The 14,087-nt window shown below is 63.9% G+C and carries 17 protein-coding genes and 1 riboswitch; of the genes, 7 read left to right on the top strand and 10 right to left on the bottom strand.

What is annotated here, in order from left to right; genetic code table 11:
- Positions 1–93: 93 nt before the first annotated feature.
- Positions 94–292, bottom strand: a riboswitch (cobalamin riboswitch).
- 134 nt (positions 293–426) lie between these two features.
- Genes V1277_RS12225 through V1277_RS12215 form a run of 3 tightly spaced genes read left to right on the top strand, consistent with a single transcriptional unit; the run spans position 427 to position 3,082 of the window.
- Positions 427–1,470: a FecCD family ABC transporter permease gene (locus V1277_RS12225; protein WP_334416360.1), complete on the top strand. Its 1,044-nt coding sequence runs from the start codon at positions 427–429 to the stop codon at positions 1,468–1,470.
- Positions 1,467–2,249 (top strand): ABC transporter ATP-binding protein, encoded by a 783-nt coding sequence (locus V1277_RS12220; RefSeq protein ID WP_334416359.1) that lies wholly within the window; start codon positions 1,467–1,469, stop codon positions 2,247–2,249. The genes V1277_RS12225 and V1277_RS12220 overlap by 4 nt, the downstream gene beginning before the upstream one ends.
- Entirely contained in the window at positions 2,249–3,082 is an 834-nt protein-coding gene (locus V1277_RS12215) for an ABC transporter substrate-binding protein (protein WP_334416358.1), read from the top strand. The genes V1277_RS12220 and V1277_RS12215 overlap by 1 nt, the downstream gene beginning before the upstream one ends.
- Before the next feature lie 110 nt (positions 3,083–3,192).
- Here the strand turns inward: V1277_RS12215 and V1277_RS12210 are convergent, their stop codons facing one another.
- The 10 genes from V1277_RS12210 to soxC form a co-directional block, all read right to left on the bottom strand.
- The gene (locus V1277_RS12210; RefSeq protein WP_334416357.1) at positions 3,193–4,233 is read right to left on the bottom strand and encodes an MBL fold metallo-hydrolase; all 1,041 of its coding nucleotides are present in this window, start codon (positions 4,231–4,233) and stop codon (positions 3,193–3,195) included.
- Between the two features lie 150 nt (positions 4,234–4,383).
- Complete coding sequence (locus V1277_RS12205) at positions 4,384–4,845, bottom strand: DsrE family protein (RefSeq protein ID WP_442894475.1); 462 nt, start codon at positions 4,843–4,845, stop codon at positions 4,384–4,386.
- Positions 4,842–6,590 carry a thiosulfohydrolase SoxB gene (soxB, locus tag V1277_RS12200; RefSeq protein WP_334416355.1) on the bottom strand — a complete coding sequence of 583 codons (1,749 nt, stop codon included), beginning with the start codon at positions 6,588–6,590 and terminating at the stop codon, positions 4,842–4,844. Before soxB ends, V1277_RS12205 begins: the two co-directional genes overlap by 4 nt.
- Positions 6,591–6,616: 26 nt before the next feature.
- Positions 6,617–6,922 (bottom strand): hypothetical protein, encoded by a 306-nt coding sequence (locus V1277_RS12195; protein ID WP_334420351.1) that lies wholly within the window; start codon positions 6,920–6,922, stop codon positions 6,617–6,619.
- An 8-nt stretch (positions 6,923–6,930) separates the two neighbouring features.
- Positions 6,931–7,797 (bottom strand): sulfur oxidation c-type cytochrome SoxA, encoded by an 867-nt coding sequence (gene soxA, locus V1277_RS12190; RefSeq protein WP_334416354.1) that lies wholly within the window; start codon positions 7,795–7,797, stop codon positions 6,931–6,933.
- Positions 7,794–8,105, bottom strand: a complete 312-nt coding sequence (soxZ, locus tag V1277_RS12185; protein ID WP_334416353.1) for a thiosulfate oxidation carrier complex protein SoxZ — start codon at positions 8,103–8,105, stop codon at positions 7,794–7,796. The genes soxA and soxZ overlap by 4 nt, the downstream gene beginning before the upstream one ends.
- Before the next feature lie 16 nt (positions 8,106–8,121).
- Positions 8,122–8,616: a thiosulfate oxidation carrier protein SoxY gene (soxY, locus tag V1277_RS12180; RefSeq protein WP_334372235.1), complete on the bottom strand. Its 495-nt coding sequence runs from the start codon at positions 8,614–8,616 to the stop codon at positions 8,122–8,124.
- Positions 8,617–8,673: 57 nt separating this feature from the next.
- Entirely contained in the window at positions 8,674–8,994 is a 321-nt protein-coding gene (gene soxX / locus V1277_RS12175; protein ID WP_334376988.1) for a sulfur oxidation c-type cytochrome SoxX, read from the bottom strand.
- 59 nt (positions 8,995–9,053) lie between these two features.
- Positions 9,054–9,728 carry a c-type cytochrome gene (locus V1277_RS12170; RefSeq protein ID WP_334416352.1) on the bottom strand — a complete coding sequence of 225 codons (675 nt, stop codon included), beginning with the start codon at positions 9,726–9,728 and terminating at the stop codon, positions 9,054–9,056.
- Positions 9,712–10,956, bottom strand: a complete 1,245-nt coding sequence (soxC, locus tag V1277_RS12165; protein ID WP_334416351.1) for a sulfite dehydrogenase — start codon at positions 10,954–10,956, stop codon at positions 9,712–9,714. The genes V1277_RS12170 and soxC overlap by 17 nt, the downstream gene beginning before the upstream one ends.
- A gap of 218 nt (positions 10,957–11,174) precedes the next feature.
- On the opposite strand from soxC, the gene V1277_RS12160 reads away from it, so the two are divergent.
- The 4 genes from V1277_RS12160 (at position 11,175) to V1277_RS12145 (ending at position 14,019) form a co-directional block, all read left to right on the top strand.
- Positions 11,175–11,558, top strand: coding sequence for an ArsR/SmtB family transcription factor (locus V1277_RS12160; RefSeq protein WP_334416350.1), 384 nt, complete (start codon positions 11,175–11,177; stop codon positions 11,556–11,558).
- Positions 11,559–11,594: 36 nt separating this feature from the next.
- On the top strand, positions 11,595–12,281 hold the full coding sequence (locus V1277_RS12155; protein ID WP_334416349.1) for a DUF938 domain-containing protein: 687 nt from the start codon (positions 11,595–11,597) through the stop codon (positions 12,279–12,281).
- A 119-nt stretch (positions 12,282–12,400) separates the two neighbouring features.
- Positions 12,401–13,645, top strand: coding sequence for an MFS transporter (locus V1277_RS12150; protein ID WP_334416348.1), 1,245 nt, complete (start codon positions 12,401–12,403; stop codon positions 13,643–13,645).
- A 14-nt stretch (positions 13,646–13,659) separates the two neighbouring features.
- Positions 13,660–14,019: a nuclear transport factor 2 family protein gene (locus V1277_RS12145; protein ID WP_334416347.1), complete on the top strand. Its 360-nt coding sequence runs from the start codon at positions 13,660–13,662 to the stop codon at positions 14,017–14,019.
- Positions 14,020–14,087 lie beyond the last annotated feature (68 nt).

The raw sequence follows: 14,087 nt of genomic DNA, 5'->3' as shown, positions 1-14,087 counted from the left end.
GTCAGTGGCACGTCACAGCGAACCAAGTCTCACCATGTGCTTTGAGCAGCTCTGGTGAAGCTAATGTCTGTACTCCCCGACCGACATCTTCGCGTGTGACCACGGCTGACGGCAGGTCTCCTGGCTCGCGGGTCGTTACCCCATCGTCGCCTTCCCAGGACCGAGATGCCCAGTGGCTTATGACGAAGGATTCGCCGCTTACAGTTGCGGGGGCAGCCGCGGAATTGGGGGATTTCCCCGCACCGCATTCCCTTTTGATCCCCAAACGGGAACCGTCGGGAACTATGGTAGAAGTTTGTCAAAGTCCGAGTCAATGCGCCCCGGGGCGTCCGGCGATCCTCACTGGACGAGTGCGCTATTTTTGCCGCATGAGCACGCCTGCCCGCCGTCTGTACCGGGGCGGGTAAACCTGCTTTAGGACGATCGATGAGTGTTGAGGCCGTAACCCTGACCAATGAGGAAGCCGCGCGCCGGCGGATCGGCGCGACCGCGGCGCTTGCCGCCCTCGTTGCGCTCTTGATGCTGATCTCGCTCGGCATCGGGCCGGTGCGGCTGTCGCCGCTTGCGGTGGCGGAAGCGCTGTTCGGCGGCGGCAGCGAGGTGGCGCAGGTCATCGTGCGGGAAATCCGCCTGCCGCGCACGCTGCTGGCGCTCGCAATCGGTGCCATTCTCGGGCTGTCAGGCGCGTCGCTGCAGGGTTTGCTCCGCAATCCGCTGGCTTCGCCCTCGCTGTTCGGCGCGCCGCAATCGGCCGCGTTCGGCGCAGTGCTGGTGATCGCGCTCGGGCTGGCCGACGTGCGCTCCTATGCGCTCCCGGTCGCGGCGATCGTTGCGGCATTCGCTTCGGTGTTCGTGCTGCTCTCGATCGCCGGCCGCAATGCGGGTTTGCTGATCCTCATTCTGTCGGGACTGGCGATTTCGAGCTTTGCGGGCGCTGCCACCGCGCTGGTGATGAACCTCTCCAGCAATCCCTTCGTGGTGCTGGAGATCGCATTCTGGCTGCTCGGCTCGCTGGAGGACCGCAGCTTTCAGCATGTGATGCTGGCGTTTCCCTTCATCATTGCCGGCGCGCTGATGCTGTTCAGCCAGCGCCATGCCTTTCGGGCGCTGAGCCTGGGCGAGGAAACCGCGCAGAGCCTCGGCGTCGATGTCGGGCGCTTACGGTTATTCGTGATTTCGGGCGTCGCGCTCGGTGTCGGCGGCGCGGTCGCCGTCACCGGCACCATCGGTTTCATCGGCCTGGTCGCGCCGCATCTGATGCGGCCGTTGATCGGCCACGATCCCGGGCGGCTGTTGGTGCCGAGCGCACTCGCAGGCTCGGCGCTATTGCTAGCTGCCGATATTGCGGTGCGCATCATTCCCTCGACGTCGGACATCAAGGTCGGCGTGCTGACCTCGATCATCGGCGTGCCGTTCTTCCTCTATCTGATCATGCGCGAACGCCGCGCGCTCGGCGGAGGCGTCGCATGAGCGAGGCTGCGCTGCTGATCGCAAGGAGACTCGGCGTGCGGCTCGCCGGCCGCGTCGTGCTGAGGGACGTTTCGCTGGCGCTATCGGCGGGACACCTGGTGGCGCTGGTCGGCCCGAACGGCGCCGGTAAGACGACGTTGTTGCGGGCGCTGGCCGGGCTAATCCCCTCCGAAGGCGAGATCGCGGTCGGCGGCGATGCGCTGGCCTCGCTGCCGCTGCGCGAGCGCGCCAAACGTTTCGGTTATCTGCCGCAGGGGCATCTCGTGCATTGGCCGCTGCCGGCGCGCGATATCGTGGCGCTCGGCCGCTACCCGCATGGCGCAACCGATCCGGCGCGGCTGTCGCCGAAAGACGCCGAGGCCGTGCTGCGCGCGATGCAGGCGGTCGACGTGATGGAGTTCAGCGATCGCCGCGTCACCGAGTTGTCCGGCGGCGAGCGCAGCCGCGTGGCGCTGGCGCGTGCGCTCGCGGTGGAGGCGCCGATCATCCTGGCCGACGAGCCGACCGCCTCGCTCGATCCGCGGCACCAGATCGACGTCATGAAGAACTTGCGCGCGACCGCGGACAAGGGCGTGCTGGTCATCGTGGTGACGCACGATCTCGGGCTTGCTGCGCGGTTTGCCGACCATGTGCTGGTGCTGAAGGAAGGCAATCTAGTGTCGTGGGGCACGCCGAGCGAGGGGTTATCGGAGCAGGTGATGGCGGACGTGTTTCGGATCAGCGCCTACCGCGCGGAATATCAGCGCGAGGCGGTCATCGTGCCCTGGGCGGATATCTGATGCCACGGTTCGGCTTTCTTGTCGCGATCGTCGCGTTGGCGATGTCAAGCGGCGCGGCATTCGCGGCCAGCCTTCCGCGTATGGTGTCGATGAATGTCTGCAGCGATCAGCTGCTGCTGACGCTGGCCGACCCCGAGCAGATTTTGGGCCTCAGCCGCTTCGCGCGCGACGGCCGGCAATCGCAGGCGGGCGACATCAGCCGCTATCCGGTATTATCAGGCGCGGCCGAGGACGTGCTCTTGCTCAAGCCGGACCTGGTCATCGCCAGTGCGTTTGACAAGCGCTCGACGCGGGAGCTGTTGAAGACGAAGGGCCTTCATCTTGCCGAGCTCGCCGTGCCGCGAAACCTCGACGAAGCCCGCGCGCAGATCCGCGAGGTCGGCGATAGGACTGGACACCCCGATCGCGCGGCCGCCGAAATCGCGCGGCTCGACGCTGCATTGGCGCGCGCCCGCCGTGCCGCCGCCGAGCGGCATTATCGCGTGCTGCCGCTGTCGCGGCGCGGCTGGGTAGCGGGCAGCGACAGTTTTCTCGGTTCGATGCTGCGCGAAGTCGGGCTGCGCAGCGCCGCCGGCGATCTCGGCTTTACCTTCGGCGGCTTTGCCTCGCTGGAAGCGGTCGTGTCCTTGAGGCCCGATTTCATCGTGGTTTCGCAAGCCGGCGATTATGCGCGAGACGACGGCCAGGCGTTTCTGGTCCATCCGGCGCTGGAGCGCTTCTACCCGCGGGAGCGGCGCATCGTAATTCCGGAGCGCCTGACCGAATGCGGCGGCGTGATGCTGGCCGACGCGCTCGATGCGCTGACGGCGGAATTGGCGCGGGTGGGGCGGTGAGGCTTGCTCGATTTTGTAGGGTGGGCAAAGCGAAGCGTGCCCACCATCCAGAGTCGATGTGCTGATAGATGGTGGGCACGGCGCTTGCGCCTTTGCCCACCCTGCGATCTTCACCCTTGAACCACCGGGCCACCTACCTTCTTCCACGCGTCCAGCCCGCCTTCGATATGGGCGGTGTTGGCGAGCCCCGCGTTCTTCGCCGCGGCCACCGCCATCGCGGAGCGTTCGCCGAAGGCGCAGAAGAACACCACCCGGCGGCCGGTCGCGGCGGCGACTTCGCGCAGCATACCGCCGGGCTTGAGGCTCTCGGCGATGCCGGGATAGGGCGCATGGAGCGCGCCCGAGATCGTGCCGTGCTTAGCGCGCTCGCCGGTCTCGCGCAAATCGACGAGCAGGATATCGGGCCGGCCGAGACTGTTGATCGCATCGCGGGCAGACAGCGCGAGCCCCTGCTTGGTAAGCTCCTCCTGGTGCAGGCCGACATGCATGTTGGCGGGCACCGCGACGTCCATCATCTTCGGGTTCGGCAGCTTCAGGTTCGCCATCAACTCAATGTATTCGTCAACGTTGCGTACCTGCAGCCGCGGATTATAGCGGCGCTCCTCGCCGATGGTGGAAACCGTGTCGCCCTTGTAGTCATGGGCGGGGAATACCAGCGTCTCGTCCGGCAGTTTCAGAAGCCGGTTGAAGATCGATTCATATTGCGCCCGGGAGGAGCCGTTCTGGAAATCGGTACGCCCGGTGCCGCGGATCAACAGCGTGTCGCCGGTGAAGACGCGGTCGCCCATCAAATAGCTATAGGAATCGTCGGTGTGGCCGGGCGTGTACATGACATCCAGGCTCAACCCCTCGATCGTCACCTTGTCGCCGTCGGACACCCGCATCGAGACCACGTCGGCCTTGCTCTGCTCGCCCATGATGGTGATGCACTGGGTGCGGTCGCGCAGTTCGCCGAGGCCGGTGACGTGGTCGGCGTGCAGATGGGTGTCGACCGCCTTCACCAGCCGCAGATCGAGCTCCCGCAGGAGCTGGCAGTAGCGATCGGCCTTTTCCAGCACGGGATCGAGGATCAACGCCTCGCCGCCGGCGCGGCTCGCCAGCAGATAACTGTAGGTACCGGACACGCTGTCGAAGAGTTGACGAAAGATCATGGCTACACGTCCGCGTTAACTCAGGTTGGATCAAGGCCGGACGTAGTTCCAGCCCTGCTCCTGCAATTTCATCAACTCTACCACGCCTGAGGGCGCGATGAAATTACGACAACTCTCTCCCCGTCATTGCGAGGAGTGCGCGCAATGAATTCACGGCCGCACCAACGTATACCCGTTCTCCGTCAGAAACAGGATCTGCGCGACGCCGACCTGCACAGGCGTTGCCGCGGCGATGAATTCCGGCCGCTTGCCGGCCTCGCGTTCGAGCGTGTCGACGGTGTTGAGGCAGACGTCGAAACGCGCGCCTTGCGCGACCAGGCTCTCGACCATCTTGCGGTTGGGATTTTCCGGGCGCAGCAGGTCGATACCGGGGCCGAATGCCACGACCTCGATCGCGACCTTGTCAGGATCGTAATGCTTCATCAGGTTGCTGGCGACGCTGAGCACGAGGCCCTGCTTGCGCGGATCGCTGTCGGAGAGCTGCAGCACGATTTTGTGCTCCGCGAACGGCTTGTCCTGCAGCGGCGCCTGCTGGGCGCGGGCGTGTGGCGCGGCGGCTGTGATCAGAAGCGCCGCGGCGGTTGCGCGAAGCATGGTCGAAAAGCCCGTCATGCCTGTCCCGCAATGCCCGGATTGCCTTCAACGCCTTTCAGCGTCACGCCCGGCAGCGAGCGGTTCGGCGGTTTGCCCGACCTCAGATGCCTTGCGACCACATCCCATACCGGCGCGCCGGTCTGCTCGTTGACGGAAGCCCAGCCCGCCACTCTGTAGTGCTTGTCGGCTTCCAGCGCGCGGCCATTGTCGAGCTTGAGCTCGGAAATCCGTTTTCCCACGGTTTCAGTCGGCGTGCAGGTGTAGGCGAGCCCGCCGACGCGGACCATGTCGCCGCCCTGCTGGTAATAGGGGTCGGTGTTGAAGAGATTGTCGCAGATGTCTTCCAGCACGTCCTTGATCTGACCGCCGGTCATGGTCTGGACATAGGTTTCCGGATAGGTGACGGCGGTCTGCGCCATCACTTCCTCCATCGTAAGCGGCTGGCCGGCCAGCGCGGTGGTGCCCCAGCGAAAACCCGGCGACAGCGCGATCTCCGCGTTCAATTCGCCGAGCAGCGCGTCGCAAATGAGTTGGTCCATGCTGCCGCTGAAATTGCCGCGGCGATAGAGCAGACGGTCGGCTACACCGAGCTTCTCGCTAAGCGCAACTGCCTGCGGCTCGCGGATCTCATCGATCAGCGCCTGCATCGCCGGATCGGGCTTCAGCAATTCGGAAAACACCGGCAGTAGCCGGTAGCGCACTTCCTTGATTTTGCCCTTGCCGATGTCGAGGTCGAGCACCGCCAGAAATTTTCCGTTCGAGCCGGCATTGGTGACGAGCGTGGTGCCGCTCGCGTTGGTGACGGCAATCGGCTGCGGCACGGCGTCATGGGTGTGGCCGCCGAGAATGACGTCGATGCCGGTGACGCGGCTGGCGAGCTTGAGGTCGACATCCATGCCGTTGTGCGAGAGCAGAATGACGGCGTCGACCTTGTCGGTGTTGCGATGCGTATCGACGAGTTTCTGCAGTTCATCGTCGCGGATGCCGAACTTCCAGTCCGGTGTGAAGCGCTTCGGATGGGCGATCGGCACGTAGGGGAACGCCTGTCCGATCACGGCAACGCGATAGCTACCGATTTCCTTGATGACGGACGGCTTGAACACGCGCCCCGATGCCGGGTCGAACGCCTTGGCGTCGTTGAAGGCGGCTTCCTCGGTGAGATAGACGTTCTGCGCCAGGAACTCGCCCTTGAAGCGTTCGAGGTTGGCGCGCAGCGCCTTCTCGCCATAGGTGAATTCCCAATGGCCGGTCATCGCCTCGATGCCGAGCAGATTGGCGGCCTCCACCATGTCGACGCCACGCATGGTATTGGCAAGACCGGTGCCCTGCCAGAGATCGCCGCCGTCCAGCAGCAGCGAGCGGCCGGAGCCGGCTTCGCTTCGCATGCGATCAATCAACGTCTTCAGATGCGCGAAGCCGCCGAGCTTGCCGAACCGGCCGGCGGCCTTCTCGAACTCGACGTAGGTGAAAGCATAGGCATCGGCACTGTCCGGGCGGATGCCGAAGCGATCGAGAAAGGCGTGTCCGACCAGATGCGGCGGGTTGCCCTGCATCGGTCCAACGCCGAGATTGACGCTCGGCTCGCGGAAGAACACCGGCCGAAGCTGCGCGTGCGTATCCGTGATGTGCAGGATACGTGCATTGCCGAAGCGCTCGAGATCGTAAACGCCCCCATTATCGGCGCCGCGCGCCAACCGTGGCAGGCTGCCGGACAGGGCGGCAGCGCCCGCTAGCGTCAGAAAATCGCGGCGGCGGATGGTCATGCGGGTCTCCGCGCGTCGTAACGGTGTCAGCGTATTTCCAGATCCTTCCAGCGGGTCTTCTCGCTGGTGGCCTGGAAGATCGAAGCCTTGGCCAGCGCCTCCGCTTCCTTGGCCGATGCGGCGGCCTTATCGAAATCACCCGCGTCCGCTGCCTTCTTCGCCGCCGCCAGCGTGTTCGCCGTGGTGGTCCATTGGTTGCGTAGCTTGCCGGCCTCCTTGTTGGCGGCTTCAGCCGCGGCGTAGGCCGCCTTGAATTCCTCCTCGGAGCCTGCGGCGAGCGCGGGTACAGCATCCGCGGCAAATAGCGCCAGAACTAATGCGGATTTCTGCATCAAGTTCCTCATGGCCGCGCTCCTGGACCTGAAATCGGCAGTCCGTTGCTGACATAGGACAGGTAATATTCGACGTTGCGATATTCGTCGTCCTGCGGGCTGAGCGGCACTGCGCGGATCTGGCTGTTGCAGGTGGTGAAGCGCCGGCTGGTGGTGCCCATGCCGCTCCATTCCGAGCGGTAGATCGGCATTGCGTTGACGATGCCGAGCGCGGGCGCGAGGATTTCGGCGCGGATGCGCTCGCCCGGGCTCTGCACGTGGCAGGTGGCGCAGGAGAAATTGAGCTGGCCGCGGCGCGTGTAGAAATATTCCTTGCCGTTTTCGTAAGCCGCGAGCGCGCGCGGATCGTTCGGGATCTTGATGTCCATCGGCTTGCCGCGCGAGGTGAAGGCCATGTAGGCGGTCAGCGCCGCCATTTCGTCCTTCACATAGGAGAACGGCGGCTCGCCATTGGCCTCACGGCAGCGGTTCAAGGCCAATTCAAGCGTGATGACCTTGCCTTCCTTCTCGTCGAAGTAAGGGTAGTTCTGACGGATGCCGATGCCGCCGTTCGGGAAGCAGTCGGCATAGGTCTTGCCGTTCTTGAACGGCTTGGAGAACATCTCCTTGCCCATTTCGAGCGAGAACTCGTAGGGCGGGAATTGCTCCTTGTCCTGCCACTGCCGATAAAGGTCCTCGTTCATCGAATAGGGGCCGTTGACGAAGTCCTCGAACTTTACCTTGGGAAATTTGTCTCTGAAGAACTTCTGGAACGCCTTGGCGTCGGCGACAGGATCGATCTTGTCGTCGGCTGCCAACAGCGGCGCGGCCGCCAGCGTCAGCGCGGCGAGCGCAATCGCGGCAGATGCCAGGAGGATCGCGGATCGCAGCTTCATTGGATCTTCGCCATGGTGGTGTCGGTCGCGCCCTTGTTGTCGACCCAACTGATCTTCAGCTCGTCGCCCTTCTTGGCTCCCTTGAACGCGAACTTCACATAGGGGTCCTTGGAGATACCACCGCCCCAATCGGCGGCGAACACGTTCTTGCCGTCATGCTCGAAGGTGAGCTGCTGGATGAAGTGCGGCGGAATGGTCTCGCCCTTGGCGTTCTTGACGAAGCCGGAATCCATCGGATGCTGGATCAGCGCCTGCACCTCGGTGATGTCGCCGTTCGAAGAAGCGCGCACGCGAATGGTGGATGCCATGTGAGTTCTCCCTGCCTTAACCGCCGCAACCGCCGACGGTGACTTTGACTTCCTTGGACGCGCTGTAGAGCTTGCCGCCGGCTTCCACCAGCACGGTCACGTTGCTGGTCTTGGCCATCTTGATGCGGTTGGCGACGCTCGGCAGCGTGCCGGCCGGGATGTTGTACTTTGCGATCAGCACGTTCGGATTCTCACTGACGAGGAACGCAACCGAGGTTACGTCGGCAAGGGTTGTAGAGACCGAGATCGGCACGACGGCGCCGTTCTCGGCGATTTCGGGCGCGTCCATCTTGACCTTGTCCGATGGCTCGGCGGTCTTGCCGTAGAGCGTCTTGATGACGTCGGCGTCACTCTTCTGCTTGAACGCCTCTTCCGGATATTTGTCGTTGGCCGCGGCGAGCGCCGGCGTCAGGCCGAAGGGAAGGTTGCCGAGGCCGATGAGCGCGACTGCGCCGGCACCCTGCAGGATCAGTCGCCGCGTGGTCGAAAATCCAACATCAATCTTATTCATCGAAAATCTCCTAAAACCTGCGTTGGCACGTCACAGGCTTGATCTCTCGTCTTGCGTTTAAAGCGTCTGCAGGAAATCCACCACTGCGTCGATTTCCTTTTCGGTCAGGATCCGGTTGCGTCCGAACGGCGGCATCACGGTGAGCGGATTGCGCAGGGTCTCGTCATGGAGAATGGCGACGAGATCCTCGCGCTTCGGATATTTGCTCTTGATGTCGACCAGTTCGGGCCCGATCGTGCCGGGGAGGTTGCCGCCCTTGATGACATGACAGGTCAGGCAGTTGCCCTTGCTGCGGTCGAAGGCCAGCTTGCGGCCTTCATCCACCGCGGACTGCGCCTGCGCGGCGCCCGCGGACGCCAGAGCGACGAGCAGCGCCAACGCCGGAAGCTTTGCGGATTTCGTCGGGAAATGATCGGTCACAGGCGTTTCCGTAATTTCTACTTCTGTTGCATCGTATCGAGTGGCCCGGTCGTGCGCGGCGTCAGATTCCTGCCCTCAGCCGTCGACGATATCCTGACATCGGCGGCGTTAACGCAATCGTTCATGCAGGGTTTTGTCATCGTATCGGGGCGCGGATCGGTCCAGATGAAATTGTCGCGATTGCGCATTTTGACTTTCGGCAAACTGTTGCGATCGGCAACGAATTCAGGGGGAACGAGATCGTTAAGGTTCAGAATATAGGCGGTCAAAGCATAAACGTCATCCGCTGACAATGTGTGCGGCGCCTGCATCGGCATGGCGCGGTTAATATAGTCCCACAGGGTCGGGGCGAATGGCCAGTAGCTGCCGACCGTCGGCTCCGGGCGCTCGTCCCGGAGCGATCCGACGCCGCCCACCAGCTTCGGAAACCGGCCTTCGCCCTCGCCGAAGGTTCCATGGCACGCCGCGCATTGCTCGGCATAAACCTCGGCGCCCCGGTCGACCGTGCCCTTGCCGGGCGGCAGGCCCGTTCCGTCCTCGCCGCGCACGTCGATGTCCCATCCGGCGATCTGCGCCGGCGTGGCTACGCTGCCGTAACCGAACGAGCCGGGTTCGGCCGCGCCGGCGAGACTTGCGGCGCAGGCAAGCAGGATGGCCATGATCGGCAGGCAAATCTTACGCGAGCTGTACATTGAAGACGCTTCCGTCGGGCTTGACCTGCCAGGTCTGGATCGAATTGTTGTGGTAGACCGAGTTTGAGCCGCGTTGTGCGCGCAGTTGTGCAATTGTCGGCTGCACATAGCCGGTCTCGTCGATAACGCGGGATGCGACCAGCGCGGGCCGGCCGTCCCAGCGCCAGGGCAGGGTGAATTTCGTCAGCGCCTTCGACAGCACCGGTTCGTGCAGCCGCGCGGTCTGCCAGTTGATGCCGCCGTCCATGGAGACATCGACGCGCTTGACCCTGCCGTTGCCGGTCCAGGCCAGTCCCCGGATTTCATAGAGGCCGGGCCCATCGAGTGGCTTTTCCGGGCAGGGAAAGGTGACGACCGATTTGGCGTCGATCAGCCAGGTGAAGCCGCGCGAGGTGCCGTCCGGCATCAGGTCGGTATATTTCGAGGTTTCCTCGCGGGTATGCCACGGCTTTTCGCCGAGCTTGATCCGGCGCAGCCACTTGATGTTGACGTTGCCTTCCCAGCCCGGCACCACCAGTCGCAGTGGGTAGCCCTGTTCGGGCCGCAGCGCCTCGCCGTTCTGCGCATAGACCACGAGGCAATCGTCGAGGCATTTGTCGAGCGGCAGGCTGCGGTTCATATGCGCGCCGTCGGCGCCTTCGACCATCGCCCACTTCGCCTGCTTTTTGATGCCGACCTCCTCCAGCAGCGTCGACAGTTTGACCCCGGTCCATTCCGCGCAACTGACCATGCCGTGGCTAAACTGCAGCGAATTCATCTGCGCCGCGCGCCAGTTCATGCCGCCATTGGCCGGGCATTCGATGAAATGGATGCGCGACACGGACGGGAAGCGCATCATGTCCTTCATGGTGAGAAGTAGAGGACGCTCGACGAGGCCGTGGATCATGAGTTTGTGCTGCGCCGGGTCGATATCGGGGCGGCCGGCGTGATGGCGCTCGAAGAACAATCCGTTCGGCGTGATGATGCCGTGCATATCCTGCAGCGGCGAAAAGCTCACTGACGATTCCGCGCTCGCGGTCAACCAGGGCACGTTGCGGCGGATGACGGAGGCTTCGGTATCGGCGGGGCGGCCATAGGGCCGGTCGACCACGCCGGCGCCGATCGATTGCGACCAGGGCGCGTCCGCGGGAGGAGACTCCTGCGCGGGGTTCGCTATAGCCTGTTTGCCGCCAACGGCGAGGCTGCCGGTCAGGACTGCGCCGAGGCCAAGGAAGCGGCGGCGGCCCATCGGGGTATCCGGGGCGGCGGGATCAGAAAGAACAGCTTTGCTGCGCAACGGGTCTGGCCGCACGTTTTCTTCCCCTCGCGGCCGCATCGCCGCATAATTTCTTGCTTTTTTGAACCGGTATCCACATTTACTAATTTAGTCAATGCTAAAGAAGGGCCGGCGCGCTAGTATGGTATGTCTGCTTCGCAGGCGCGGAAAACGATATCGGATCTGCAGTGATGAGAGCAGCCGCCCCGGCAGCCCAAGAAACTGAACAACAGACTACGCAAGAGACCGCCCCCGGCGCCGATGACGCGGCGGCGCTGAAGAAGCTGGCGAAGCAGGCCGGCGATGCCGCGCAGCTCCTGAAAATGCTCGCCAATGAAAAGCGTCTGCTGATCCTCTGCTTTCTTGCCGTGCGCGGCGAGATGACGGTGGGCGAGTTGGTCGCCATCGTGAATCTCAGTCAGTCCGCATTGTCGCAGCATCTGGCGAAATTGCGCGCCGACGGCCTGGTCGAATTCCGGCGAACCTCGCAGACGCTGCACTATCGCGTCGCCGACCAGCGCACATTGCGTCTGCTTGGGGTGTTGAAGGAGATCTTCTGCGGCGATCTGAAGTGATGGCTGCGCCACTGATTTTTTCGGGACCGAACTGCGATGGCTGAGCATGTGGCGGAATTCGGCAAGGATGGCCGGCCGGTCGAGTCCGATGGCCGGCTCGACGCGGCGGCATTCCACCGCAACCACGAACCGATCTGGGCGGTGCTGCAAAAATTCCTCACCGGCAAATCCGGCGACGTGCTGGAAGCCGGCAGCGGTACCGGCCAGCATGTGGTGCATTTTGCAAAGCGCACGCCCGACATCACCTGGTGGCCGAGCGATCTCAATGAACGACATCTCAAGAGCATCGAAGCGTGGCGCACGCATGCCGGTCTGCCGAACATTCGCTCAGTGCTGCGGGTCGATCTCGCTGACCCGGCCTGGTGTCCGGCGATGCATGACGGCAGCGGGCCGGGCAACCTGCTCGCGGTGTTCTGCGCCAACGTGATCCACATCGCGCCCTGGCGCGTCGCCGAGGGCCTGTTCGCCGGCGCGGCGCGTTATCTGCGCGATGATGGGCGGCTGTTTCTCTATGGCCCGTTCAAGCGCGACGGCAAGCACACCGCGATAAGCAACGCCGTGTTCGACACCAGCCTTCGCGAGCAGGACGCCGAATGGGGCGTGCGCGACATCGGAGAACTCAGTACATTGGCTGAGAGCGTCGGCCTTTCACTGATCGAAACCGTAGCAATGCCGGCCAACAACATGATTGTGGTCTTCGCGCGCGCCATCCACCAAAGGTGACGTCGGCGCATAGCGCGCGCCCGTTTGCGTCGGTTGATCGCGCCGCCCCGTGTCTTCATAGTTGCTGCGGAATCAATCAACGAGGCTCCCGGCCCGGGGCCTGCCGGGCGGGAATGCCGATGCTGGATACGACAGCCACCGAAGAGATATCGAACGACGCCCGCGCGCGCGCCAACGTGCTGCGGCTCGCCGCGGCGCAGGCGCTGACCGGCGCCAATTCGGCGGTGATTTTCGCCACCGGCTCGATCGTCGGCGCGACGCTGGCGCCGACCATATCGCTCGCCACCGTCCCGCTGTCGATGTACGTGCTGGGGCTCGCCGCCGGCACGCTGCCGACAGGTGCGATCTCGCGCGCCTATGGCCGCCGTGTCGCGTTCATCATTGGCACCTTCTGCGGAATCCTCACCGGTGCGCTCGCCGCCGCCGCCGTTCTCTACGCCTCGTTCTGGCTGTTCTGCTTCGCGACTTTCCTCGGCGGCCTCTACGGCGCAGTCGCACAGTCCTATCGTTTTGCCGCCGCTGACGGCGCCAGCACAGCGTTCCGGCCGAAAGCCGTGTCCTGGGTAATGGCCGGCGGCGTGTTCGCCGGCGTGCTCGGTCCGCAGCTCGTGCAGTGGACCATGGATATCTGGCCGCCTTATCTGTTTGCGTTCAGCTTCGTGGTGCAGGCGTTCGTCGCGCTGGTGGCGACGGCGGTGCTGTGGGGCGTCGACGCGCCGAAGCCGGCACCGTCGGACATGCATGGCGGGCGGCCGCTGTTCGAGATTGCACGGCAACCGCGCTTCATTGCCGCGGCGCTGTGCGGTGTGATTGCCTACCCCATGATGAATCTCGTCATGACTTCTGCGCCGCTCGCCATGAAGATGTGCGGGCTCACGGTGAGCGATTCCAATTTCGGCATCCAGTGGCACATCGTGGCGATGTATGGCCCGAGCTTCTTCACGGGAACGCTGATCGCGCGTTTCGGCGCACCGACAATCGTGGCACTTGGCCTGACCCTGGAAGCCGCCGCTGCCGCGATCGGCCTTTCCGGCATCACCGCGCTGCATTTCTGGGCGACACTGATCGTGCTCGGCGTCGGCTGGAATTTCGCCTTCATCGGCGCCTCGGCATTGGTACTGGAGACGCACCGGCCGCAGGAGCGCAACAAGGTGCAGGCGTTCAACGATTTCCTGATCTTCGGGATGATGGCGCTGGGGTCTTTTTCGTCCGGTCAGTTGCTGGCGCATTACGGCTGGTCGATGGTAAACATGGTGGTGTTCCCGCCGGTGCTGCTCGGCCTTGCAGTGCTGTCGTTTGCGTCATTTGCAAAGCGTCGCGCGAAGCTGCAGGCGGTCGACGAGATTCCAGGTCCGAGTGTCTAATTGCCGGAGGTCCCATGCCGTCGCGCGCCCGTCTCGATGAGTTCATCGCCGCCGTCGTCTCCGGCGATCACGCCGGCGCGATCGAGCGCTTCTACACCGAGGACGCCAGCATGCAGGAGAACGCCGCTCCGCCACGGGTCGGCCGCGACGTACTCGTGGCGCATGAGCGCGCGGTGTTGGAGCGGGTCAAAAGCGTGACCTCGACCTGCGTGACCTCGATCGTCGAGGGCGACCATGTCGCGATCCACTGGATTTTCGACTTTGTCTTTCATTCAGGCAAGACCGGGCGGTTCGACGAAGTCGCGCTGCAGGAATGGCGCGGCGACAAGGTTTGGCGCGAACGATTCTTCTACGATCCGTCGAAGCCGGCCTAGCTGCCACGTGCTGACAGTTCGGCCGGCACCGAAGCAATTGGCTTGCGGGTCTGCTAACCTTCTCCGTC

It is taken from the genome of Bradyrhizobium sp. AZCC 1588, from assembly GCF_036924735.1.
Classification (GTDB): Bacteria; Pseudomonadota; Alphaproteobacteria; order Rhizobiales; family Xanthobacteraceae; genus Bradyrhizobium.
The sequence above is the reverse complement of the archived record's forward strand: the minus strand, read 5'-3'. Positions and strand labels throughout refer to the sequence as shown.